This window comes from Cypionkella sp., assembly GCF_030652235.1.
Lineage (GTDB): Bacteria > Pseudomonadota > Alphaproteobacteria > Rhodobacterales > Rhodobacteraceae > Cypionkella.
This window is the reverse complement of the sequence record NZ_JAUSBA010000071.1, coordinates 95257-119114: the sequence shown is the minus strand read 5'-3', so window position 1 is coordinate 119114 and position 23858 is coordinate 95257. Positions and strand designations below refer to the sequence as shown.

21 protein-coding genes are annotated in these 23858 nt (G+C 58.3%); 13 read left to right on the top strand and 8 right to left on the bottom strand.

The window, feature by feature from the left end; translation table 11 throughout:
- Positions 1-59: 59 nt before the first annotated feature.
- Positions 60-527 (bottom strand): DUF411 domain-containing protein, encoded by a 468-nt coding sequence (locus tag Q7V03_RS23060; protein ID WP_304927926.1) that lies wholly within the window; start codon positions 525-527, stop codon positions 60-62.
- A gap of 99 nt (positions 528-626) precedes the next feature.
- Complete coding sequence (locus Q7V03_RS23055; RefSeq protein ID WP_304927925.1) at positions 627-1235, bottom strand: hypothetical protein; 609 nt, start codon at positions 1233-1235, stop codon at positions 627-629.
- 1372 nt (positions 1236-2607) lie between these two features.
- On the opposite strand from Q7V03_RS23055, the gene Q7V03_RS23050 reads away from it, so the two are divergent.
- From Q7V03_RS23050 to Q7V03_RS23025, 6 genes are all read left to right on the top strand, one after another.
- The gene (locus Q7V03_RS23050; protein ID WP_304927924.1) at positions 2608-4077 is read left to right on the top strand and encodes a TolC family protein; all 1470 of its coding nucleotides are present in this window, start codon (positions 2608-2610) and stop codon (positions 4075-4077) included.
- Between the two features lie 11 nt (positions 4078-4088).
- Positions 4089-5441, top strand: a complete 1353-nt coding sequence (locus Q7V03_RS23045) for a multicopper oxidase family protein (protein WP_304927923.1) — start codon at positions 4089-4091, stop codon at positions 5439-5441.
- 35 nt (positions 5442-5476) lie between these two features.
- Positions 5477-5947: a cupredoxin family protein gene (locus Q7V03_RS23040; protein ID WP_304927922.1), complete on the top strand. Its 471-nt coding sequence runs from the start codon at positions 5477-5479 to the stop codon at positions 5945-5947.
- 23 nt (positions 5948-5970) lie between these two features.
- Positions 5971-6255 (top strand): copper-binding protein, encoded by a 285-nt coding sequence (locus Q7V03_RS23035; protein ID WP_304927921.1) that lies wholly within the window; start codon positions 5971-5973, stop codon positions 6253-6255.
- 218 nt (positions 6256-6473) lie between these two features.
- Positions 6474-7733, top strand: coding sequence for an ABC transporter transmembrane domain-containing protein (locus tag Q7V03_RS23030; RefSeq protein WP_304927920.1), 1260 nt, complete (start codon positions 6474-6476; stop codon positions 7731-7733).
- 215 nt (positions 7734-7948) lie between these two features.
- Entirely contained in the window at positions 7949-8614 is a 666-nt protein-coding gene (locus Q7V03_RS23025; RefSeq protein WP_304927919.1) for a L,D-transpeptidase, read from the top strand.
- 48 nt (positions 8615-8662) lie between these two features.
- Here Q7V03_RS23025 and Q7V03_RS23020 read toward each other — a convergent pair whose 3' ends face one another.
- The 3 genes from Q7V03_RS23020 to Q7V03_RS23010 all read right to left on the bottom strand — a co-directional run bounded on the left by Q7V03_RS23020 (position 8663) and on the right by Q7V03_RS23010 (position 10186).
- Complete coding sequence (locus tag Q7V03_RS23020; protein ID WP_304927918.1) at positions 8663-8983, bottom strand: hypothetical protein; 321 nt, start codon at positions 8981-8983, stop codon at positions 8663-8665.
- Positions 8984-9724: 741 nt separating this feature from the next.
- The gene (locus Q7V03_RS23015) at positions 9725-9961 is read right to left on the bottom strand and encodes a hypothetical protein (protein WP_304927917.1); all 237 of its coding nucleotides are present in this window, start codon (positions 9959-9961) and stop codon (positions 9725-9727) included.
- 15 nt (positions 9962-9976) lie between these two features.
- Positions 9977-10186, bottom strand: coding sequence for a hypothetical protein (locus tag Q7V03_RS23010; RefSeq protein WP_304927916.1), 210 nt, complete (start codon positions 10184-10186; stop codon positions 9977-9979).
- Here Q7V03_RS23010 and Q7V03_RS23005 point away from each other — a divergent pair.
- From Q7V03_RS23005 to Q7V03_RS22980, 6 genes are all read left to right on the top strand, one after another.
- Positions 10185-10586, top strand: coding sequence for a FixH family protein (locus Q7V03_RS23005; protein ID WP_304927915.1), 402 nt, complete (start codon positions 10185-10187; stop codon positions 10584-10586). The two genes, Q7V03_RS23010 and Q7V03_RS23005, sit on opposite strands and share 2 nt — an antisense overlap.
- Positions 10583-12073 carry an efflux RND transporter periplasmic adaptor subunit gene (locus Q7V03_RS23000; RefSeq protein WP_304927914.1) on the top strand — a complete coding sequence of 497 codons (1491 nt, stop codon included), beginning with the start codon at positions 10583-10585 and terminating at the stop codon, positions 12071-12073. The genes Q7V03_RS23005 and Q7V03_RS23000 overlap by 4 nt, the downstream gene beginning before the upstream one ends.
- Positions 12070-15225, top strand: coding sequence for an efflux RND transporter permease subunit (locus Q7V03_RS22995; protein ID WP_304927913.1), 3156 nt, complete (start codon positions 12070-12072; stop codon positions 15223-15225). The genes Q7V03_RS23000 and Q7V03_RS22995 overlap by 4 nt, the downstream gene beginning before the upstream one ends.
- A gap of 569 nt (positions 15226-15794) precedes the next feature.
- Entirely contained in the window at positions 15795-17276 is a 1482-nt protein-coding gene (locus Q7V03_RS22990) for a multicopper oxidase family protein (protein WP_304927912.1), read from the top strand.
- A gap of 62 nt (positions 17277-17338) precedes the next feature.
- Positions 17339-17863: a TlpA disulfide reductase family protein gene (locus Q7V03_RS22985; protein ID WP_304927911.1), complete on the top strand. Its 525-nt coding sequence runs from the start codon at positions 17339-17341 to the stop codon at positions 17861-17863.
- Entirely contained in the window at positions 17864-18307 is a 444-nt protein-coding gene (locus Q7V03_RS22980) for a YqaA family protein (RefSeq protein WP_304927910.1), read from the top strand. It begins immediately after the preceding gene.
- A 16-nt stretch (positions 18308-18323) separates the two neighbouring features.
- Here Q7V03_RS22980 and Q7V03_RS22975 read toward each other — a convergent pair whose 3' ends face one another.
- The 3 genes from Q7V03_RS22975 to Q7V03_RS22965 form a co-directional block, all read right to left on the bottom strand.
- Positions 18324-18974: a DsbA family protein gene (locus Q7V03_RS22975; protein ID WP_304927909.1), complete on the bottom strand. Its 651-nt coding sequence runs from the start codon at positions 18972-18974 to the stop codon at positions 18324-18326.
- Between the two features lie 125 nt (positions 18975-19099).
- The gene (locus Q7V03_RS22970; protein WP_304927929.1) at positions 19100-21418 is read right to left on the bottom strand and encodes a heavy metal translocating P-type ATPase; all 2319 of its coding nucleotides are present in this window, start codon (positions 21416-21418) and stop codon (positions 19100-19102) included.
- 222 nt (positions 21419-21640) lie between these two features.
- Complete coding sequence (locus tag Q7V03_RS22965; protein WP_304927908.1) at positions 21641-22942, bottom strand: type II restriction endonuclease; 1302 nt, start codon at positions 22940-22942, stop codon at positions 21641-21643.
- A 335-nt stretch (positions 22943-23277) separates the two neighbouring features.
- Here Q7V03_RS22965 and Q7V03_RS22960 point away from each other — a divergent pair, with 335 nt between their 5' ends.
- A complete protein-coding gene (locus tag Q7V03_RS22960) occupies positions 23278-23643 on the top strand; it encodes a DUF305 domain-containing protein (RefSeq protein ID WP_304927907.1) in 366 nt (121 codons plus the stop codon).
- Positions 23644-23858 lie beyond the last annotated feature (215 nt).

The window sequence follows — 23858 nt, the reverse complement described above, 5'->3', positions numbered from 1 at the left end:
CCTGCGCCGCGCCGCGAAGAGTCTGTGCTTTTGGCGCGTTCCCGCTTGCCTGACCCAGGTCAGGCGGCCGGATAGCTGGTGAAGATGCTGCTGCTGCCGTCAAGTCCGACGAGAAGAACTTCATAGGCTTCGCGCTCGGCCTCTGACCCCATGCCGGGAGAGCCGAAGGGCATGCCTGGAACGGTGAGCCCGGTTGCAGCTGGACGTTCGGCCGCCAAGCGACGGATATCGGCGGCGGGGACGTGGCCTTCGATGGTGTAGTCACCGATCGTCGCCGTGTGGCACGAGACAAGATCATCCGGGATGCCACGTACGCGCTTGAATGCAGCCAGTTCTTCAGGGCTGCGCTCTTCGAAGCTGACGGCAAAGCCGTTCTCGCGAAGGTGGCCGATCCAATCATTGCAGCAGGGGCAGCCCGGATCCTTGACCACGTGGATGCTCGCGCCTGTTTCAGCCCAAACGGGCATGGTGGCGAGGCTGATGGCCCAACCCATTGCTCCGATCATGGTGCGTCGAGATAGCTGCATGTTTTCGTCCTTCGTGGTTCACACGTTGACGCAGGTATAGTGGTCTGCAGGCATCCAAGCCATCAATCTTTGGTGGATTTGCGCCCGATCACCCAAAGATTACTCCAATCGCGGATCGTCAGCTTGCACCAGAAGAACACCATGATTGTTGTCTGCATCGTCATCCGTAATCTTGCGGGTTTCGACGCCGGGCAAATCAGCAAAAGCTTCCATCATCCGCTTGGGAAACCACGTCATCGGCAAGCTTTCAAAGCCGGGGACACCTTCAAGGACCCGAGAGAGCGCAATCGTGCAGTTCGCTTTTGGAACGGCACCATAAGCCATTGCCCGCTGCATGATAAGTGCTGCTACTTCGGGCGAAACTTTGACAGTCTGCTCCACCACATCGAAAGTCTCGCGCGCATGATAGTCGATATAGAAATTAACCATTTTTGGCGTAACACCGAAATGCACATCATTGCGCTCGGGAAGCCGGGGGTGGCGCCATGTTCCGGCGGGATCAAACATGACCCTCTGGGAGCCGTTGATCAGAAGCCCCGCATGCGCACCAGAGCCATTGCGTGTCGAGAGCACGGTGTAGAGTGTTACCGAAGTCGGGCCGGGATGCGCGTAGCGTGATGCGACAACAGCGTCCTCCGGCGCCCAGATCGGTTCCGCCCCGCAGGCAGCCAAACTCAGTGTTGCAGCTATGGCGAGAAGAATTTTCATTACTTGCGGCTCCTGATCGGCGTCACCTGTTCGTGTAGCAAACACTTCTTTGCGAATCTTCGGTCATCCAGTAAACTTTCTGATAGGCTGGATAGTGTTTAGCAATTTTGACAATTCTGCCGCACCATGCTGCTAACCACAGTTCCATGAACAAGTTGGTCCTCTCCGTCAAAGTTCTCGTTCTCGCGGCCTATGTGCTGGCGATGCTTGGTCCCGGTCTGTTCTCTATTGGTGAGCAATCTCAGGCAGTACATGCCCAGATGACGGCCATGCCTGGGCACGATTGAGGTGCAGCTGAACCTTTACGCGTGTAGTTGGCTTTCGGGTTTGTGGGCTTGCCGACGACACTCGTGATCGACAAATCGACACGGGAAATCGGTCGACTTTAGGGACCATTCGACTGGAATCGCGCGGATGCGAAAGCCCAGCTTGGGCAGTTGTTGCGCTAGCAACAGCGTGTGTCCTAGGATCCCTGCAGCTATAAGCGATTCGAATGGCAGAAATCTCGAAGCAACGCTCTTCGGGTTCGTCAGATGTTCGGCGTTGGCGCTCTGGCCGATGAACTGCTCAGAAAATTCGCGGTCTATTACGTCAATGGTACCATGTGGCGAATTATTGCTGATACATAGCGACAAAGACAAGCAACATCAGTCACCTGACAAAATTGTTGGTTGACAGCCGAGGCTGTGCGCTGACTTAAGAAGCGCCATGATGTATCACGCGTTCATGTATCTATCACGGGCAATGTGCCTGATGCTGGTCCTTGCGACCGGAATGGCTAGTATTGCCTTTGCGAATCATGACGGTTCACACGGATCGCACTGCATCGATTCGAGCCAAGGGGAGCCGTCTGCCCCGCATGGCCATTCGGCAGGTCAGCACGAGACCGCTGCAGATCCTGAGGCCGAAGAGCGAAGCTGCGTGCAGCATAGTTGCGTCGCAGTAGATGCGTCTATGTCAATTAGCGCTCGTCTTCAGCACCTAGCATCTGCAATTTCTACCTTGCGCGGTGATCTTCTCCGCGCCTCGCTGAGTGCCGAGAGTTTGCACCGACCGCCCATCGTCTGATCCCACGCTATCGCGTGACCATGTTCGCCTGAAGCCCCAGCAGCAAGCTGCGGGATCAAGAAACATATACAGGATCAGAAAATCTCATGCTTTTCAGACTTACGGCGGCATTGTTGCCGCTTGCGGTGGCGGCTTGCGCTCAGTCCGTCCCACTGCCACAGCCAGGTGCAGTCGCACCAGCGATCGTTCCGACCAGCGTAGCTACACCGATTCCATCCGTTCAGCTGGTTTACACCGCGAGGCCCGTTACGGACCCGGCCAATTGGCGCGCTGTCAATGATGGTCAGGCACCCGGAGGTGACGAATGACCGCGTCCCGCAACCTTTCGCTTGTCTTGTCGGGCGCGATGCTCCTGGCCGCATGCACACCGGCATCGGACATCTCCCGACTTTCTTCACCGACTGCTGGCTTCGGCTCGGTCGCCAACACGACCAAACGCGCGACGGGTGCTGACGTCGTCTGGCTGCAAACGCCTGAAGAAGTCGCGGCAAATACCAAGCGCGTTTCGGCACTCGTCGCAGGCAAAACCATCTCGGCTGACACAGCGGTGCAGATTGCACTGTTGAACAATCGCGGACTTCAGGCGGCATATGCCGATCTGGGTTTGTCGGCCGCCGACGCATGGCAGATCGCTCTTGCCCCGAACCCGTCCCTGCATTTTGGAATACTCGGTTTGGGCAGCAAGAGCCTTGACGGTTTTCGCACGGTTGAAGGCGGCATTGCCGCCAGCTTGGTTGCACTGACGACCCAGAAGAGCCGCAACCGCATTGCTGACGTCCGGTTCAGGAAAGCCCAACTTGCGGCTGCCCAGGAGACGCTGCGTGTTGCAACAGAGGCGAGACGCGCATGGATCGACGCTGTTGCGGCCTTTGAAGCGGCAAGTCTTATCGGCCAGACACTTGAAACGGCTGATGCTGCTTCCGAACTGGCTGCCGAACTTGGCAAGACCGGTTATTTGGGCCGGGACGATCAGGCCCGCGAACATGCGTTTGCCGCAGAACTTTCGGGCCAAAAAGCGCAGGCTGACCTTGCAGCAAAACTTGCCAAAGAAGACCTGACGCGGGTTCTCGGTCTCTTCGGTGCAGATCTGAACTACTACGTGCCAAACTCTTTGCCGGGCCTGCCAAAAATCGCTACCCGCAACAGCTTTGAAGCTGAAGCCCTTGCAGGCAGGGTCGATCTTGCTGCGGCGATGCTCGAACTCGAAGCTATTGCCCTGGAGTATCGATTGACAGATCGAACGCGCATCGTGTCGGATATCGCCCTTGCCGCCGGGACCGAGATCGAGCGGGAACTTGAAGACGGAAAACGTCATTCGGCTCAAGTAAACAGTGTCGACGTTGAGATAGCCTTTGAGATTCCGATCTTTGATAATGGCGCGGCGCGGCTCAGAAAAGGCGAGGTAGCCTATATGAAGGCCGCCCACGAGCTCGCAAAGAAAGCGGTCGATGTGCGCTCCGAGGCGAGGTCGGCACACATCGCATGGACCGGCACGCACAAGATCGCCCGGCACTACCGCGATACGCTCTTGCCGCTCCGCAAGACAATCGAGGAAGAGGCCTTGCTGTCCTATAACGGCATGATCACCAACACCTTTGAACTCTTGGCGGACACCCGGGCGCGCATGCAATCAAACTTGCTCGCAGCTTCGGCGCGACGAGATTTTTGGCTCGCAGATGCGAACATGACTGCCGTCCTTTACGGCGGCGGCAGCGAAGTGGCGGCAGGCGGCGGCGGTGAAGCCGCCGCAGCGGAAGAACCAGCAGGTCATTGAGGAGAAACCAGATGAACAGACGTCAACTTATCGGCGCCGGCGCGACTTTGGTTGCCACCGGCGCTTGGGCGCAAACCAGCAACATGGGCCTTCCCGAAGCTCCCGTTGCGACGGATGCAAAAACCCAAAAACCGATCCTTCCAACATCCGGCGTGGACTACAATCCCGTCGTTACACTCAACGGCTGGACCCTTCCGTACCGGATGAATGGCAACATCAAGGAGTTTCACCTTGTTGCCGAGCCGGTCGAGCGTGAGCTCGCGGAAGGCATGATCGCCTATCTTTGGGGATACAACGGCCAGTCGATCGGGCCGACCATCGAAGCTGTTGAAGGTGATCGTGTCCGTATTTTCGTTACAAACAAGCTGCCGGAGCATACCACAGTCCACTGGCACGGCTTGATCCTTCCCTCGGGGATGGATGGCGTCGGCGGCTTGAGCCATAAAGCGATCCCTCCGGGCAAGACCTACGTCTACGAGTTCGACCTCGTGAAATCCGGCACCTTCATGTATCACCCTCATGCCGACGAGATGGTGCAAATGGCCATGGGCATGATGGGCCTTTTCATCGTGCATCCCAAAGATCCAGCTTTGATGCGAGTGGACCGAGACTTCTGCTTCCTGCTCAATGCCTATGACATCGACCCCGGCACCTACATGCCCCGGGTCATGCAAATGACGGATTTCAACCTGTGGACCTGGAACAGTCGGGTTTTCCCGGGCATCGATCCGTTGGTCGTGAACCAAGGGGACCGTGTTCGCGTCCGAGTTGGCAACCTCACCATGACCAACCATCCGATCCACATGCATGGCTATGATTTTGAGGTGACCGGCACTGATGGCGGCTGGGTCCGCCCTGAAGCCCGCTGGCCCGAGGTGTCGATCGATATTCCAGTGGGTGCAATGCGCGCATATGAGTTTGACGCCGTACACCTCGGCGATTGGGCTATCCATTGCCACAAGTCGCATCACACGATGAATGCCATGGGTCATGACGTGCCGACATTCATCGGGGCAGACAAAACCAAGCTGACCGAATTGGTCCGCAAACATCAGCCCGAATACATGCCGATGGGTACGGCGGGAATGGCCGACATGGGTGAGATGTCCATGGAAATTCCGGCCAACACCGTGCCGATGATGACCGGCTGGGGCCCGCACGGCCCCATCGAGATGGGCGGCATGTTCTCGGTTGTTAAGGTGCGGGAAGGCATTGCCCCCGACGATTACTCAGATCCTGGTTGGTATGAAAATCCGCCTGGAACTGAGGCTTACGAATGGACCGGTGCTGTACCGGCCCCCGTCATCAGAGACAGCGGCGAGACTGTCCTGACACCAAGTCCTGCCGCTATGCGCAGGCCCTGAAACAATCTCGAGCAAACAAGACCAAGGAAACATCGATGAAATCTCTGTCACTTATTGTTGCTACACTAATGACTGCGAGCGCCGCTTTCGCTGCCGGAACCGGTGAACATTCCCACGATGAAATGGAAGTGGGCCGCCCCGGAATCGAAGCCGAAGTCACCCGTACGATCAATGTCCGGATGTATGAAACGGAGGATGGTGAATACCTCTATGAGCCGAGGGACTTGGCGATCAAAGCAGGAGAGACGATCCGCTTTGTCATCGTCAACGATGGCGAAAGCCCCCATGAATTCGTGCTCGACACAATGCCGAAAAATGCAGAGCACAAGGCTCTCATGGAGAAGTTCCCCGAGATGGAACATGAGGACCCGAATGCCGTTCGACTTGAACCGGGCAAAGAGGGAACGATCATCTGGACCTTTGCATATTCAGGTGACTTTGAGTTCGCCTGCCTTATTCCCGGCCATTACGAAGCCGGGATGTTCACCCCTGTTGCCGTCAACTAACCCTCAAACTGGAGAAAACAAAAATGAAGAACTTCACCACAATCGCCGCCGCCGGCATAATGTCTCTCGTCCTGTCGGGAGCTGCCTTTGCCGCGACGTATACCAAGGGCACCGTCAAGAAGATCGACGAGAAGGCAGGGAAAGTGACCTTGATTCACGAAGATCTGGTTGATCTCGAAATGCCGGCGATGACCATGGTATTCGTGCTCGGCGATCCTACAATGCTGGCGCAACTGGAAGTTGGCAAAGAGATCGAGTTCACTGCCGATCGCGTGAATGGGAAACTGACGGTCACAGCCCTCAAGTGACTCCATGAAGTGAGCACTACAGGTTTCAACGGGCATCACTTGGCCCGTTGAAACCCAAAAAGAGCGACATTGTCGCAGGAACTGAGCAGTTCTTAGTTGTCATGACTGCCAACCATATCCCGTGTGAGACGGGTCGGCTCTGCATGTCTGCCGACAACCATACACAACAATCATTGGCGGCAAAATGAAATGAGAGACGAATCTAACAGGTCAATGCCATGTCATCAGTAGATCACTATCATGCCTATGTTCACGACGCAGCCTCCGTCCTAGGCTATCAGTATACTGACTCCTCGCCGGCGTGGATTCATCCCTTCATACATCTGATTGTTGTTCTGACCCCAGTGTTGCTGACTGCAGTCGCAGTTTATCTGATTGCATCTCGATTCATTCGACAGAGGCAGAAGTCTAAAAATGACGCTCATCCCTTCACTCCGGTTCGCGGTCTGTATCCAAATCTAAGCCGCTCTGTTTTTAAGTATACCAGAAAGCAGCAGGTCATATTGGTAGTGCTAAGCTTAATCGCGATGCCCATTCTGTATGCTTCCCTTGAACTCCCAAAGCAGATCGTCAATAATGCATTAAACTCATCACATTTCCCTATCAAAATCTTAGGTCTAAGCTTTGATCAAGTTGACTTCTTGCTGCTTCTATGCGGTGCCTATCTTGCTGCTGTCTTTACAAACTCACTTAACAAGTACTTGCTCAATGTCGCGAAAGGCTATGTTGCGGAGCGCTTTAGTCGACGCCTCCGCTTTCTGATCTACCGTCAATGGCGCTCTCAGTCGACGGATGGAAAGAATAGTGAAATTATTCCCATACTTGGCCAAGAAGTGGAATCATTAGGTGGCTTTGCAGCAGAATTTATCACGTTACCTTTGCTTCAAGGCGGAACACTTGTTACCATTATTCTCTTTATGCTCATTCAGGATCCCATGCTGGGAGTTGCAGCATTGACTGTTGTGCCAGTGCAAGTTCTTCTGCTTCCAAGGCTTCAGCGGCGTGTCAACGAGCAATCCAGACTTCGGATTAAGAAAGTTCGCACTTTGGGTGGTCATTTGGGATCGCAACTTGCGCGTGAAAGCATATGCAACAAGGAAGTGAGATACGTCTCCATTATTTTCAAGGATCTCGAAGAGATTCGGAGACGGATATTCCGGATGAAGTTCTTTAACAAGGCGCTTAACAACTTCCTAACATCATTGACGCCGTTCATGTTCTATTCGTTGGGCGGCTACTTTGTGATTGAGGGGCGCATTAGCTTGGGCGCGCTGGTAGCTGTTTTGGCGGCACACAAGGATTTCTCTTCGCCGATGAATGATCTTTTCGCTTACTATCAGATGGTCGAGGATACGCGGATACGATATCGCGAAATACTTCAGTACTTTGCTAATGCGAGGTCGAAGGAAACAAAGCCAGTCGTTTCCACCTATCCCTTCTTAATGGTGTCCAATAATTCAATTGCGGTTAGGCGATGATTCTGGAGCGGCGCGGGAGTGAGTTTGCACTGTCAGAATGGTGCGGCGAGCCGGGGGATCCTTCAACGGCAGCGGTGGAGCGTGAAAACTGCGACGCGAGGCCAAAAGTCACACAGACTTGACTGGACATCGGGGCCGCTATCCCTGCCGCTTGTATGACGGTGCGCGTGTAATCGAAAGATTTGCGCTGCAGTAATTTGAAGAAGGCTGAGCCCATGTTCACACGACGCCATTTCATTGCAACGACAGCCGCGCTGTTTTCTGCGCCGATTGCCGCCCCGGTTTTCGCTTCATCGCATCTGCAAAGCCAGTGGGCGGCCTGGGATGCGGAGGTCACCCCGCCCGGCTATGACGCTGCAACGACCAACCCGTGGGGATTGCATCCGCGCCTGCTGCCGACCCGCGTCGAAGCGCGTGACGGGCTTGTGCCGGGCGATATCCACGTCGATGCGATCGCGAGGTATCTCTACCATATTCAGGCTGATGGCACGGCCATGCGCTACGGCGTCGCCATCGGCCGGGATGGTCTGTACGAGCCCGGAACCTACACGATCCGCCGCAAGGCGAAATGGCCAAGCTGGACGCCGACGCCGGCCATGATCGAGCGCGAGCCGGAAATCTATGCGAAGTATGTCGACGGCATGGCCCCCGGCCCGGCAAACGCCTTGGGTTCCCGTGCGCTCTATCTCTTTGATGGCGAGCGCGACACCTATCTGCGGATTCATGGCTCTCCGCTGCCGGGGTCGATCGGCAGCCGCGCGAGTTCCGGCTGTGTGCGCATGGTCATGCCGCATATCAACGACCTGTTCGATAAGGTCGAGATTGGGGTGACAGCGCATCTCTACCCCGCCGAAGAAGGAAATGTGGCGACGACTATGTGACGGGCACCGCCCATTTGCGCGGTCGGGGCTGCTAGAAGGGCTTTTGGATCAGCCCAAGAACGCGGTTTTGGCTGCAGCGTCGGTGCAGATCGGCCTGCCATGAACCGATCGCAGCGGCAACATTGTAGTCTCAACCGGCCCGACATGGCGGTACCAATAGCAGCTGTCTTCGCGCTTCAGGATTACTTCCTGAAGGTTCTGATATGGCGCTGCAATCAGGGCGACCCCTTCCGGCAACTCCTTGAGGAACCCGGTGGACTTGTCAGTTGCCTGATCGATCGGGACGGTGCAGGCCCCGAGCGCAAGAAACGCAATCGCAAGAAAGATCGGCCGAAATTGTTTCACAAAGATAAGCTGGGCGCTGTCCATATACGCCGATTCCTTAATTGAGAACGATGGTCCGTTACTTATCACACCTTAGACTTAGGATATCCTCGTTTCTTGCTTAGTGGTATTCCCGATCCGGTTCAGATCATCCGTCCTATTGTTGTCGGCAAACACGACTCTGAAGTGTTGTCGGCCTTCCGCGATATCCGCTGCCACTCATCTCTTGAGGTGATCAAGGCCACCTCGCAGGCAACGATCGGGACGAGCATATCTTCGCGCTGACCCAATCCTTGGAGTTTGACGACTTCTACCAGTCCAAGAGGGAGGGCTGTGATCGCAAGCTGGAAGCGGCGGTTGCGGCATTGACGTTAAGGCCGATGGCGACGTTCTCGCCCGCCCAAGGCACAGATCAAACGAAAGCAGGTCAATGCCCCTTCCTTCGATGTGCAGGTGGCACTCTATGGCGTTCTTGGTCCGGATCTCACCCAGATCCACAGGTTTGGTCGTAACCATCCGGTGAGGTCTGCAATGAAGCGGAGTTGCCTGACGCCGAGCAAAAAGCTTTTGCCGGGCGGCAGTTCTTAATTCCCGATGCCTTCGATGAGCTTGGGGCGCACCGATCCTGTGAGCAGGAGTTCCTGTTCTGGGCAAATCGCGCGCGGCAGAGATGGGAGTCAGAAGGAGCGGTACTTATGGCGTTCAGCCCCCGTGCTTAGACGACACCAGCTGAAAGCACCGCTCCGTAAATTGTGTATTGTAGGATCGTGCTGATCCGGGCAAAGACTAAAGTATGAATAGGCTACTTGGCATTTTAGGGTTGGTTCTGGCGCTGGCAACGATGATCGCTGCACCGGTGCAGGATTCGGCTGCCGCTGTAGCAGCTGCGACGGCGCCGATAATGCAAATGGCTGATGGTGCGCCCTGCACACAGCAAAGCTGCGCCAAAATGCCGAACTGTCCAATGGTGTTGCCTTGTTTGTCGGTGTCTGCCGCAGTTGTACCCCCGACCGTGAAGCCCATGTTCTACTCCGCTGTTCAGAGCGTGTGCTTTGACTTTTCGGCGAATCCGACCTTGCCTTCTTTGGAAGGCAGCGGATTGCGAAGACCCCCCAAAGTCTGACTGTCATGGGTGCTAAACGCACCCGGAAACCGCCCGGCATGCATGCCGGGCGGCAAGTGCGGCTTGGCAGTTGCCATGCCAATATCGCGCAACAGCGCGGCTTTGACAGACGGAAGCTTTATCATGAATACCAAACACTTGTTGCGCAGCTTCGTACTGGCGCAGGCTCTTACCTTAGCGGCGGCCGTTGCGGCACAAGCTGCCCCCGAAGACTATACATTCAAGATCATCGAGAGCGACTTGCACTCCGGGGAGGGGGCGATCATATCGGTCAGCCTGACCGATATGCGGACAAACACGCCGGTCGCCGATGCGGTGATTTTCACCACGCGGCTGGATATGGCCCCCGAGGGGATGGAAGCCATGACGACGCCGGTGGAAGCGGTGGCGTCAGACATTCCGGGGCAATACCAGTTCAAGGCCGATCTGACGATGGCAGGGAACTGGCGGTTTCAGATTGCAGCCAAAGTGCAGGGTGAGACGGAGACGGTGCAGGGCGAGTTGATTCTCGGCGTGCAGAAATGAGCTTTTTTGGCAAGACCCTGATGGTGGGGCTGATCGCCGGGTCGGCAGGTTTTGCCGGGATCTGGGCTGGGGATCAGGGGGTGGCTCCGGCTGACATTCCCGCATGGGTACGTGGGTCTGCAGCCCGCCTTTTTGGCTCAGACGCCGAAGCGAAGGCATCCACCAGTTTTGAAACGTCGTCGATGGCTGCCCCGGAAGGGGCGGTCATCTACTACCGTCATCCGGAAGACGCCGCCTATTCATTGACACCAACGACCACAGCGGATGGCCGCGATTATTTGCCTGTGCGCGCCAGCGAGGATGTCAGTTTTGACGATGCGCCGAAAGTGGCTGACACTGCCGTAGCAGACTTGGGCGTCGCAATTGCCGCACCGACGACGACGGACGAAAAGCGTATCCTCTATTACCGCAACCCGATGGGTCTGCCGGACACATCGCCCACGCCAAAGAAGGACTCGATGGGGATGGACTATCTTCCGGTTTTTGACGGCGAAGAGGCGGATGGATCCACTGTCATCGTGTCGGCGGGGAAAATTCAGCGCTCAGGGGTGAAAACCACGCTGGCAACGCTCTCTTCTATTAGCCAGCCGATATTGGTACCGGGGGTGGTCGAACACGACGAACGCAAGGTCAGCGTGATCTCACTGCGCACGGAGGCTTTTGTCGAAAAGGTCGCCGATGTCACGACAGGGGCACCGATCCGGGCAGGACAACCTTTGGTAACACTTTATGCCAAGGAATTTGCCGCAGCGGGGGCGCAATATGCGGCGGATTTGCGCATTGGCGGCAAAGCAAAGGCGGCTGGCAGTTTGCAGCGCCTGCTGAACCTTGGCGTACCTGCGGAGATGATTGCGCAGATTGAGACAACCGGCAAACCGCCGCTTTCGGTCACGCTGATGGCCCCGCAAGGTGGCGTGGTGCTTGAACGGATGGCGGTGGACGGGATGATGGCCGCAGCGGGCGAGACGCTGTTCCGCATTGCCGATACCTCGACCGTCTGGATCATCGCAGATGTGCCGGAATATGAACTGGCGCAGGTGCAGCGCGGGGCGGTGGCAACCGTGCGGTTCCGCAGCCTGCCGGGACGCGCGTTCATCGGCAAGGTTGACGAGATTTACCCCGAAATTCAGGCCGAAACACGCACTGCGAAAATTCGCGTTGAGTTGCCGAACCCGGATGGTGCGATGATTGCCTATATGTACGCCGATGTCGAAATTGCTGGCGGGGATGGTGCCTCGGTGGTCACCGTGCCGGAGTCTGCCGTGATCGACAGTGGCGACCGCCAAGTGGTGATTGTCGATCTGGGCGAGGGGCGGTTTGAACCTCGTGACGTGCAAGTGGGGATGCGCGGCGCAGGCATGGTGGAAATCAGCAAGGGGGTGGCACAAGGCGCGACGGTTGTGGTGTCAGCCAATTTCCTGATCGACGCCGAGAGCAACCTCAAGGCCGCGCTATCGGCACTTACCCCGGCGGAGGCACAGCCATGATCGCCAAACTGATCGGCTGGTCGGCCCGCAATCTGGTGCTGATCCTGTTTGCCACCGCCGTTGCCGTGGCGGGTGGCGTTTATGCGATCCGCACCCTGCCACTGGATGCGATCCCGGACCTGTCCGATGTGCAGGTCATCGTGTTGACCGACTACCCCGGTCAGGCACCGCAGGTGGTCGAGGATCAGGTGACCTATCCGCTGACAACTGCGATGCTGACGGTGCCACGGTCCAAGGTGGTGAGGGGGTTCAGCTTCTTTGGCGTGTCCTTCGTCTATGTAATTTTTGAGGATGGCGTAGACCCCTATTGGGCGCGATCCCGTGTGCTGGAATACCTGAACGCCGCCGCCAGCCGCCTGCCTGATGGGGTGACGCCTGCGCTTGGGCCTGATGCGACAGGGGTAGGCTGGGTCTATCAATACGCGCTGGTTGGCAAGGAATTGTCGCTGGCCGAGCTGCGGTCTTTGCAGGATTGGGTGGTGCGTTTTGGGGTGTCGAAAGCCGATGGCGTGGCGGAGGTTGCCAGCGTCGGCGGCTTCGTCAAACAATACTCCATCGTCGTCGATCCGGCCCGGATGCGGGCGCAGGGCGTGACGCTGGCGGATATTGGCCAGGCGGTGCGCGACAGCAATATGGATACCGGTGGGCGTACGGTCGAAATCTCGGAATTTGAATTCATGGTGCGCGGGCGGGGCTATCTGAAGGGCACCGCCGATATTGAAAACATCACTCTGATGACCAAATCCGGTGTGCCACTGCGGCTATCGGACGTGGCGCAAGTAGAAATCGTGCCGGATGAACGGCGTGGCATTACCGAGTTGAATGGGGACGGCGAGGTGACCAGCGGCATCGTGCTGCAACGGGTCGGCTCGAACGCCTTGACGGTGATCGACAACGCCAAATCTGCGCTGGCCGATGTGCAGAAATCCTTACCAGATGGCACGGAAATCGTGCCGGTCTATGATCGATCAACCTTGATTGAATCTGCCATTGAAACCTTGAAGGGCACTTTGCTGGAGGAAAGTCTGGTTGTGGCCGCCGTCACGATCATCTTCCTGTTGCATGTCCGTTCGGCTCTGGTGGCGATCATCATGCTGCCGGTTGGCATCCTGATGGCGTTTTCGGCGATGAAATTTCTGGGGCTTGGATCGAACATCATGAGCCTTGGTGGCATTGCCATTGCCATCGGCGCGATGATCGACGCGGCGATTGTGATGATCGAGAACGCCCATAAACATCTTGAACGCGCCGATCCCGGCACACCGCGCGTCGAAACTCTAATCACAGCAGCGGCAGAGGTTGGCCCGGCACTTTTCTTCAGCCTGCTGATCATCACGGTTTCGTTCCTGCCAATTTTCACGCTGGAAAACCAGGAAGGTAAGCTGTTTGGCCCCTTGGCCTTTACAAAGACCTTTTCGATGGCGGCGGCGGCGATCTTGTCGGTGACATTGGTGCCCGCGCTTATGGTCATCTTTGTGCGCGGCCATATCGTGCCGGAACACAAGAACCCGGTGAACCGCCTACTGATCGCGCTTTATCGGCCGATCATCCGTGGCGTGCTGAAGGCAAGAGGTCTGACAATCATCATCGCGCTTGCGGCGTTGGTGGTCACAATCTGGCCCGCCCGTCAGCTTGGCAGCGAATTCATGCCTGCGCTGGATGAAGGCACGCTGATGTATATGCCGACCACGCTGCCCGGCATTTCCGTGACCAAAGCGGCGGAGCTGATGCAGATGCAGGACCGCATCATCAAAAGCTTTCCTGAAGTGCAATCTGTGTTCGGCAAATCCGGTCGCGCACAGACGGCCACCGATCCGGCCCCCACGGAAATGTTTGAAACCATCATCAACCTGAAACCAAAATCGGAATGGCGGGCGGGCGTCACCTCGGAAAGTCTGAAGGATGAGATGGACGCGGCACTGCAATTTCCGGGCGTGTCGAACGCCTGGACCATGCCGATCCGCGCCCGCACTGATATGCTGTCCACTGGCATCCGTACTCCGGTCGGCATCAAAATCTACGGCACCGATCTGGCGAAAATGGAAGGCGTGGCACGCGAGATTGAGGCTGTGGTGCGCAAGGTGCCCGGCACCTCCAGCGCCTATGCCGAGCGGGTGATCGGCGGCTATTTCCTTGACATCACCCCTGACCGCGCCGCGTTGGGCCGTTACGGCCTGTCAGTTGCGGCGGTGCAAGAGGTGATTGCAATGGCTTTGGGATCCGAGGTGATCACCCAGACGGTTGAGGGCCGCGAACGCTATGGCGTGGCCGTGCGCTATCCGCGTGACCTGCGGTCTGACCCGCAAGCGATTGCCAATGAGGTGCAGGTGGCCTTGCCGGGCGGTGGGTCGGTGCCGCTGGGTGCTGTGGCCAAGGTGGAACTGACGCGCGGGGCGACCACCATTCGCACCGAAAACGGCCAGTTGGCGGTCTATATCTTTGTCGATATTTCTGGCCGCGATCTGGGTGGATATGTTGCTGATGCAAAAGCGGCTGTAGAGGCGCAAGTAGTTTTGCCAACAGGCTATTCGGTGGCGTGGAGCGGGCAGTTTGAATATCTGGAACGCGCCACTGAGCGGTTGAAAATCGTGGTGCCGGTGACTCTGGCGCTCATTTTCCTGCTGCTGTTTCTCAACTTCCGGGCGTTGACGGAAACCCTGATCGTGATGCTTTCTTTGCCCTTCGCGCTGGTGGGCGGCATCTGGCTGATGTGGTTTCTTGGCTTCAACACCTCGGTCGCTGTGGCGGTGGGCTTCATCGCCTTGGCTGGGGTAGCCGCAGAAACCGGGGTGATCATGCTGATCTATCTTGATCATGCGCTGCTGGAGGCGCGTGCCAAGGCAGCAGCGGAAACCCGTGCCTTCACGCGTGCCGATCTGAATGCCGCGATCATGGTCGGCGCGGTGGAACGCGTGCGCCCCAAGATGATGACCGTGGTGGCGATCATGGCCGGGCTGATGCCGATCCTCTGGGCGCATGGCACGGGTTCCGAGGTGATGCAGCGCATCGCGGTGCCGATGATTGGGGGCATGGTCAGTTCAACCGTGCTGACACTGGTGGTGATCCCGGCAGTATATTCGCTGGTCAAAGGCTGGGGATTGGCGCGCACTGCCGCCGTTCCAGCAAAGATGCAGCTTGCTGGAGGAGCCTGAATAATTCCGCCGCGAATTGATCCGCCAACTCCCGCCAGAAAGCATTCTCAGCACGTTCCCGCCGTCGCGACTTGAAACACGTCGACGACGTTACTTGCCGGGTCGACCACGTAGGACTATCTCGAACCCATGCACTCAAGAAGCCGCACCGTTCTTGAATTTGTTTCGACGCTGCACAGTCTTCTTGTGCTGGCGCTGATTTTTGCTTTGAACACATCCCACTTGGGGATGAGCTCTCAGGCCCATGGAATGTCCATGACGATGATCCAGACAGGGCATGTCCAAGATCAAACAAGCCATGGCGATCCCCAGCATTCTAAAATGAAGGGTTCACTTTGTGCCACACTGTGCCTCGGGACGGACAGGCTCGAAGGTGGCGTTGTCGTTGGGCGGGTTGAAAGGATCGAGGCGACAACTTGGTTGGGGGAAGTCGGTCCTGCGTGGAGTTCGCTCGTTCCTGATCCTGCACAACGTCCACCGGACACGCTGCATCATGCTTGAAACAGCGCCGCAAGTCTGCGGTGCATTCCAGTTTGAAATGGCTTCACCGAAGCCAAACGGAGCATATGATGGCATACGATCTTACACGTCGCGGCTTTATAGCCGCATCAGCAGCGATGGCTGCATCTACGGCGCTTCCACGATTTGCGTTCGGGCAATCCGCCGCACCACTGAGCCTGACCGCCGCCACCCGCGTGCTGGAAATTAACGGCAAGGCAGCTACGGTTTACGGGCTGATCAACGGGACAGGTGGGCAGGGGTTGATCCTAGATCCCGGCCAACAGTTCCGCGTGGATCTGACCAACTCTTTGGACGTCGAAACCATCATCCACTGGCATGGTCAAATGCCGCCCAACGTGCAGGACGGCGTGCCTAACCTTCCGATGCCCCTGCTGAAAACCGGCGAGATGCGCAGTTTTGACTATGCGCCCAACCCAGGCACGCACTGGATGCACAGCCATGTGCCGGTGCAAGAGATGAACCTTCTGGCAGCCCCTTTGATCGTGCGCTCGGCTGCGGATGTCTCTGCAGATCGGCAAGAAGTGGTGATGTTCCTGCATGACTTTTCGTTCCGCCCTACCGAGGAGGTTCTGGCCGAGATTACCGGTGGTACGGCGGGTCATGACATGTCGGCCATGGGCACCGATGCCAAAGCCGAAACTGACATGTCCGGCATGGATATGAGTGGCGGCGACATGTCGGGAATGGACATGTCCGGTGGTTCGATGGGCGGCATGGCCATGGACCTGAACGATTTCAACTTCGACGCTTACCTGGCCAATGACCGCACCCTTTCAGACCCAGAAGTAGTCGCGGTGGAAAAGGGCGGGCGCGTTCGGTTGAGGATCGTCAATGCAGCTTCGGCCACTACGTTTTGGATCGACACGGGCGTGCCTGCGCGGCTGGTGGCGGTGGATGGCCATGCGATTGTGCCGATGCCCGGCACACGGTTTGGCATGGCGATGGCGCAACGGCTGGATATCGAGATTGATTTACCTGGAGACGGCGCTTTCCCAGTGCTGGCCTTGCGCGAAGGTGCGCGTGAACGCACAGGCCTGATCCTCGCCACCACCGGTGCGCTGGTCAGCAAGATCGCAGGAATGTCAGACGCGGAGTCCCCGGCTTTCGACACTGACATGGCGCAGGAAATGCTGCTGCAAGCAGCGAACCCGCTTGTCGCCCGCCCAGTGGACCGGGCGCACATGATCATGCTGGCAGGCTCTATGCAGCCCTATCTCTGGACGATTGATGGCCAGACCTGGGACACCCATAAACCGATCATCGCCACCAGCGGCGAGCGTGTTGAGTTGATGTTCCACAATATGTCGATGATGGGCCATCCGATGCACCTGCATGGCCATGCGTTCCAAGTGGTCAACATCAATGGAAAGGCCATCAACGGGGCTATGCGGGACACGGTCTATGTGCCGCCCATGGCGATGGTTACCGTTGCGCTGGACGCGGGCGAAGCGGCGCGCTGGATGCTGCATTGCCACCATATGCCGCACCTGTCGACCGGCATGATGACAGAGTTCGCGGTGTCAGCCTGATCGCCACGCAACGTGCCTGCCCGAAACCCTCCGGGCGGGCCTTTCGGCGAAAGGAGAACGCTATGAAAAGACGTGACATTTTGCTCTCCACCTTGGCGCTGGCCCTGATGGCCAAACCGGCTTTTGCCCGCCCGCCGTTCACGCTTGGCGATGATCCGGTGCCACTGCTGTCGCCGCCATTTGAGGATGGCGCGGGGCGCGACCTGATGCTGTCTGACTTTGCGGGCCGCGTCGTGATGCTGAATATCTGGGCCACATGGTGCCCGCCCTGCCGCGAAGAAATGCCTGCTCTTGATGCCTTGCAACGCAAACTCGGTGGCCCTGATTTCGCGGTTGTGCCGATTTCAACTGACAGGGGCGGGATCGAAGCCGTCCGCAATTTTTACGACGACATCGGCATTCGCGACCTTGGGCTTTACTGGGGCGAAGATGTGCGGGTGCAACTGGCTTTCGCCGCCTTCGGCCTACCCACGACGCTATTGATCGACCGGAAGGGGCAGGAATTGGCCCGCGTGTCCGGCCCGGCGAAATGGGACAAGCCTGCTGCCATAAAACAGATCAAAGCTGTGATTGATGCGGGGACTTGAATGACGGCGTTTGCGGGATACTGGATGGTGTTTGCCTCGGCCTTCCTGTCGGCCACGCTTCTTCCCGGGTCGTCCGAAGCCGTCCTAACGGGGCTTTTGGCCAGTGGAACGGGCCAGCCCACGCTGCTGGTGGCGTTTGCATCGCTTGGTAATATTGGCGGGGCGCTGGTGAACTGGGGCATGGGGCGCTATATTCTGCATTTCAAGGATCGTTCGTGGTTTCCTATAAAGGATAGCATGAACATTCGGGCTCAGGCGTGGTTTGCCCGCTACGGCATCTGGTCGCTTCTGCTGTCCTGGGTTCCGGTGGTCGGCGATCCGTTGACCCTTATCGCAGGGGTCATGCGCGTTCCGTTCGGGCGGTTCGTGCTGTTCGTCGCGATTGGCAAGGTGCTGCGCTATGCGCTGATCGTGGTTGCATGGCAGTATTGGGCCAAAGCCTGAGGCGCGGTTTGCCGTTTCAGCAGCGAAGGGGCAGGGCCGCCAGTTCGTTTTTGATGATCTGCGTACCGTCTACCGCAGGAATTGCCCCCAAGAACACGGTCCGCCCGATCACAGTGGACGGAGTGCCGTAAAACCCGAAAACCGAGGCAATCGCCTTTGCCTGGTCAAGTGCGCCCGCAACCTCGGGGGTTTGCATGTCCGCCAGAAGGCGTCGCCCGTCAAGACCGATCTGATCCGCAATGGACATCACCAGATTCAAATCCGTCACCAGGCGCGTCCGCATCAGCCGGTCGTGCATCCGCTGATATCCGCCTTGCTGGTCGGCGGCCAGAACGGCCTGGCTGGCGACGGTCGACGCGGCCCCAAGCAAAGGCAGTGCATGGCGGATGGATCCGGATGGTGCCGGGGTTGGCGGCATCATAATCAAGTAGGATTGCATCCAGCACGCGGCAGTTCGGGCAGTTGAAATCAGAAAAAAATGCAATTGGCAGTCGAGAGTCGGTTTGTTGTCCAAACAGTGCTTTGCAAGGATCAGCGCGCACCGCCGCAATGCGGGCGTCTTGCGCTGCATCAGGGGGTGTTGCCCCTCCAGCCCGACGAGCAGTCCAGCACCGGTCGACAGCGCGCCTGCCGTTTCCAGTTCGCGAAAGGGGGTCAGCCCCGGCATGTCACGAAACGCTAGCCGCGAGGGCCATAGATTGGCAAGACGTGGCGCGCCAACCACCCAACCCGCAACCGCCAGCAGACTTACTGCAAAGATGGCCCGCCGCCGCCATGGTCGCGGGGCTTCGGTCACAGCACCACGCGCCGCAGCCTTAGGGCGTTGGTGATGACCGAGACCGACGACAGGCTCATCGCCGCCGCGGCGATCATCGGCGACAGCAAGGTGCCGGTGATCGGGTACAGGACTCCCGCCGCAATAGGGATGCCTGCCGCGTTGTAGGCAAAGGCGAAGAACAGGTTCTGCTTGATGTTGCGCAGGGTCGCCTTTGCCAGTTTGCGCGCCCGCACGATGCCCATCAGATCGCCACCGAGCAGCGTGATCCCGGCGCTTTCCATCGCCACATCGGCCCCGGTTCCCATAGCGATGCCGACATCGGCCGCAGCAAGGGCAGGGGCGTCATTCACCCCGTCGCCCGCCATTGCGATCTTGCGGCCTTGCGCGCGCAACTCGTCGATCATTGCCTTCTTGTCCTCGGGCAGCACACCGGCGCGCACCTCATCAATGCCCAGTTTGGCGGCAACGGCCTTTGCGGTGCGCTCGTTGTCGCCTGTCGCCATGATCACCCGAAGGCCAAGCGCATGCAGGGCTGCGATTGCCGGAATGGTGCTGTCCTTGATCGGATCGGCCACCGCCACGATCCCCGCCAAGGCGCCATCAATGGCGATGAACATCGCGGTCTTTCCAGAGGCGCGCAGGGCGTCGGCGGCAGTTTCGGCACCCGATGTGTCCAACCCCAGTTCTTTCATCATCGCCGCGTTACCAAGGGCGGCGCGGCGCCCCTCGACCAGACCTTTCACGCCCTTGCCTGTCACCGCCTCAAACTCTGTGGCGTCCAGTTTGCGCACGGCTTTTGCAGCGGCCCCCTCGACAATCGCTTCGGCCAACGGGTGTTCTGAGCCGCGTTCCAGCGCGGCGGCGAAGGCCAGAATGTCGGCTTCAGCAATCGCCCCAAGTGCCACGGTATCGGTCAGCGTGGGCCTTCCCAGCGTCAGCGTGCCGGTCTTGTCCACGATCAGCGTGTCCACGCCTGCCATCCGTTCCAGCGCCTCGGCGTCCTTGATCAGCACGCCAGCTTGCGCCCCGCGCCCGGCGGCGGTGGTGATAGAGATCGGCGTCGCCAGCCCAAGCGCGCAGGGGCAGGCGATGATCAGCACCGACACCGCCGACGCAAAGGCGAACACCAGCGCGGGCTGCGGGCCAAAGATCATCCATGCCGCAAAGGCCAGCACCGCGATCAGCACGACCATCGGCACAAAGATTGCCGATACCCGATCCGCCAAGCCTTGGATGGGAGCGCGCGATCTGCGGGCACCCGAGACCATTGCCACGATCTGCGCCAGCACGCTGTCCGCGCCGACCTTTGCCGCCTCGATGATCAGGGAACCATTTTTGTTGATCGTGGCTCCGGTCACCTTGTCGCCCGGGCCCTTTTCGACCGGCATCGATTCGCCGGTCAACATGCTTTCGTCAAGCGAAGACGTTCCGGACACGACAACGCCGTCCACCGGCACCGCATCGCCGGGGCGCACCCGCAGCCGGTCGCCTGCCATGATGTTTTCCAGCGGCGCATCGTATTCACTGCCGTCCGGCAGAATGCGGCGCGCGGTTTTCGGGGCAAGATCCAAAAGCGTGCGGATCGCATCCCCGGTGCGTTCCCGCGCCCGCAGTTCCAGCACCTGACCCACAAAAACCAGCGCGACGATCACAACTGCCGCCTCGTAATAGGTGCCCACCATTCCGCCCATGCGGTATTGTTCCGGGAACACGCCCGGCAAGAACGTCGCCAGCAGCGAATAGCCATAGGCCGCCAGCACACCCAGCGAAATCAGCGTCCACATATTGGGCGACCGGTTTATGATCGAGTCCCAGCCGCGTTTGAAGAACGGCAAAGCTGCCCAGAGGATGATCGGAGTGGCCAACAAAAACTCCAGATACATCGCATTCTGATGCCCAACCCAATCGCGGATGGGAAGGCCGATGAGCGGCCCCATGGTCAACACAACCAGCGGCACCGCAGCGGCGGCACTGATCCACATGCGGCGGGTAAAGTCGGTCAACTCATGGCTGGGCGCATCAGACGGCAGCACGGGCTCCAGCCCCATGCCGCAGATCGGGCAAGACCCAGGCGCATCGCGGATGATCTGCGGGTGCATCGGACAGGTGTATTTCGTGCCCACCGCCACCACTTTGCCGCGCTTGGCCGCGTTGCCCGAGGCATAGAACCACGGGTCGCCCTTGAATTTGGTCTGGCATTTTTCGGAACAGAAATGAAACGGCTTGCCGTCAAAACTTTCTGTCCGCGTGTCTGCTTTCAAGTTCACCGTCATGCCGCAAACCGGGTCAATCGCCGTCGCGCCGCCAACCTGTGCGACTTCATCAGCGGGCATTGCCGCGTGATCGTGACCGGCATGCGTGTTCTGTGATTCGGGCATTAGGGTGGCCTTTCAGCTGCGCTGTGCTTTGTAAACTTGCCGACCTGACAGGACGCCATATTGCGACACATTTGGCATACAAGCTTCCCACAGGGGAAGGTCAAGCTGTTATGCTATTGTGGCCAAGATGGCAGCACAGATTGACTTGCGCCCTTCAAGACGGTGCGACGCCCGTAGTCAGGTAAGTGCCCGGGATAGCGCATGTATCGCCTTCATGCCCGTTCCGAACCGCGCAATCGTTTCGCGGTGCTGCCGCAACTCGCTGTAGGGAATATAGCGTAGGTTCAGGTGGCCGATGCTGCCAAACGCCGGGCGGATCAGTTGCGCGCGCACATCTTTTTCGCGGCCATCCGGGGCCACCAAAAACAGCCCTTCGGGCGGTGCCTCGCTGCCGCCTAGCGCGAGATCGAGCATCCGCACGATGCCGGAATAGATCGAAGTGCTATGTTCCACTTCAAATGCCGCGACGGCCTGTCCGGTAGATTTGTCCAGCCAGATGATGTCGATCAAACGCACTGCATCGCCGCCGCGCGCTTGCGCCATCACCGGTGGGAGGGTGGTGAGGCAGCCGTCGCCCAGTTTGCCACCCTGCCAGATTCGGCCCTGATCGTTCGATGCGACCCAGACCGAAAATCCCAGCGTCAGCCCCAGATCGCGCAGCCACCCCTGAATCTCGGTGTGGGTGTGGTCGTTCTCGCGGCTGAGCGCATCGGCTTTGGCCAGAATTGCGCCTTCGTGGCGGATCTGCGCCAGATCAGCCTGCCACTTGGCCCGACTTTCGCCAGAAAGGTCGGGCGCAGGCACCGGGTAGCGACCGCTGCCGATATCGAACATCAGCCCCGCGATTGCGCCGAGGTCATTTGACAATAGGCCGCGATACTTCGCATTCAGCGCGATCAGTCCGGAACGCATTGCCAGATATTCGTCCCAACGACCAAGTTTGGTCTTGGCGCCCGTCAACGTGTTATAGCCATTTACAATCGCCGTGTTGCAGGGCGGCATGATTGTGGGATGCAGGAAATACAACAGATTGGCGACCGCCGGCCCCAATCCTTTGACTTTCAATGCATCAATGCGCCGGATTGCCGCCAGAACTTCGGCTTCGGTATTGCAGCAGATACAAGTGTCAAGCAGATGCCCGAACGCGCGTTGATTGGTGGGGTTTTCGTAAATGTCCGGGATGCGCAACTTGGGTTTCCAGAGAAACGCGTGATCCGCGCCCCGAAAGATCTGGCGCTGTTCAGCGATCGAATGCACCACCGTCTCTAGGGACGATCCGCGATATGCGGTGCCAAAGCTGCCCTGTTCAATTTCGCGCACAACCGCCTGCAGACCGCGCCGGATTGAACGGAAATTCTTGATGCGTTCTTCCCAAAGGAACCAGGATTGATAAGTGCCTGATGGGTCGGCTCGCCAGTTTTCGACTAGGATCGGCAGGAAATCGGACACTGGCAGCCCCTGAGAAATGTGGTTCGACAAACGGCTCCCCTATCCACTAGCTGCCGGAATTCCGGTCGTCAACCGAACCGGTCGGGCAAACAGCTCCGAGCTTTCCTGCGCGCATCTTTTAGTCGGGCTGGTGCAGACCAACTGCGGCGTCGCCCGCCTTGACGGGCTTGACGTGGACGAGCTGATGGCCGTGCCAATGAGTTATTGCGACTGGCGCATGACAAATGGAGCCAACGCCCCGTTGCGATCAGGCATTTGTGATCGGCGCATCCGGGGACGGGTCTGGAACTGAACCGAATGCAGCCGCGTTGACACACTGAGAGCAAAAACCTGCAAAATCCTTGCAGCATCCAATGGAGAACCCCATGAAGACCACGACCACGACACTGATCCTCGCTGCGGCCCTGTCCCTCGTTGGCGGTCTGGCTTTTGCCGATAGTCATGACAAAATGCAAGCAATGTCTGACGCCGGAATGAAGCCGTTCATGGCACCGATGGACACGATGATGACGGCGATGCCGATGATGTCGACCGGCAAACCCGATGCGGATTTTCTGCTGATGATGATCCCACACCACCAGTCAGCCATCGACATGGCGAAGGTGGAGTTGCAGATGGGCAAGGACGAAGCGACCAAAGCGATGGCCCAGAAGATCATCGACGCCCAGGTGGCCGAGATCGCAGAGATGAAAGACATGCTCAAGGCGATGGGGGTCGAGGCTCCGATGTAGCTTTGCCGTAAGATCGGAATTTGCCGGGCGGGGCATTGGCCCCGCCCAAATCCGTGAATGGGGCGAAGTTCGCTCGCGCCCAAGCCCTTGATTTTTGATATTCCCCTATGCTGTCATGTCATCCAGACGGATATCGAAAAGAATGCGCATCCCTGGCAGGAAGAAAGCCGGATCAAGGCTGCCTGTAGAATGCGGCTCGCCAATCGCCGGAATGG

Coding starts and splice junctions, on each gene's coding strand:
- Q7V03_RS23060 (WP_304927926.1), bottom strand. CDS start 527: ATGCAGCTATCTCGACGCACCATGATCGGAGCAATGGGTTGGGCCATC.
- Q7V03_RS23055 (WP_304927925.1), bottom strand. CDS start 1,235: ATGAAAATTCTTCTCGCCATAGCTGCAACACTGAGTTTGGCTGCCTGC.
- Q7V03_RS23050 (WP_304927924.1), top strand. CDS start 2,608: ATGACCGCGTCCCGCAACCTTTCGCTTGTCTTGTCGGGCGCGATGCTC.
- Q7V03_RS23045 (WP_304927923.1), top strand. CDS start 4,089: ATGAACAGACGTCAACTTATCGGCGCCGGCGCGACTTTGGTTGCCACC.
- Q7V03_RS23040 (WP_304927922.1), top strand. CDS start 5,477: ATGAAATCTCTGTCACTTATTGTTGCTACACTAATGACTGCGAGCGCC.
- Q7V03_RS23035 (WP_304927921.1), top strand. CDS start 5,971: ATGAAGAACTTCACCACAATCGCCGCCGCCGGCATAATGTCTCTCGTC.
- Q7V03_RS23030 (WP_304927920.1), top strand. CDS start 6,474: ATGTCATCAGTAGATCACTATCATGCCTATGTTCACGACGCAGCCTCC.
- Q7V03_RS23025 (WP_304927919.1), top strand. CDS start 7,949: ATGTTCACACGACGCCATTTCATTGCAACGACAGCCGCGCTGTTTTCT.
- Q7V03_RS23020 (WP_304927918.1), bottom strand. CDS start 8,983: ATGGACAGCGCCCAGCTTATCTTTGTGAAACAATTTCGGCCGATCTTT.
- Q7V03_RS23015 (WP_304927917.1), bottom strand. CDS start 9,961: ATGGGCTTCACGGTCGGGGGTACAACTGCGGCAGACACCGACAAACAA.
- Q7V03_RS23005 (WP_304927915.1), top strand. CDS start 10,185: ATGAATACCAAACACTTGTTGCGCAGCTTCGTACTGGCGCAGGCTCTT.
- Q7V03_RS23010 (WP_304927916.1), bottom strand. CDS start 10,186: ATGATAAAGCTTCCGTCTGTCAAAGCCGCGCTGTTGCGCGATATTGGC.
- Q7V03_RS23000 (WP_304927914.1), top strand. CDS start 10,583: ATGAGCTTTTTTGGCAAGACCCTGATGGTGGGGCTGATCGCCGGGTCG.
- Q7V03_RS22995 (WP_304927913.1), top strand. CDS start 12,070: ATGATCGCCAAACTGATCGGCTGGTCGGCCCGCAATCTGGTGCTGATC.
- Q7V03_RS22990 (WP_304927912.1), top strand. CDS start 15,795: ATGGCATACGATCTTACACGTCGCGGCTTTATAGCCGCATCAGCAGCG.
- Q7V03_RS22985 (WP_304927911.1), top strand. CDS start 17,339: ATGAAAAGACGTGACATTTTGCTCTCCACCTTGGCGCTGGCCCTGATG.
- Q7V03_RS22980 (WP_304927910.1), top strand. CDS start 17,864: ATGACGGCGTTTGCGGGATACTGGATGGTGTTTGCCTCGGCCTTCCTG.
- Q7V03_RS22975 (WP_304927909.1), bottom strand. CDS start 18,974: ATGCCGGGGCTGACCCCCTTTCGCGAACTGGAAACGGCAGGCGCGCTG.
- Q7V03_RS22970 (WP_304927929.1), bottom strand. CDS start 21,418: ATGCCCGCTGATGAAGTCGCACAGGTTGGCGGCGCGACGGCGATTGAC.
- Q7V03_RS22960 (WP_304927907.1), top strand. CDS start 23,278: ATGAAGACCACGACCACGACACTGATCCTCGCTGCGGCCCTGTCCCTC.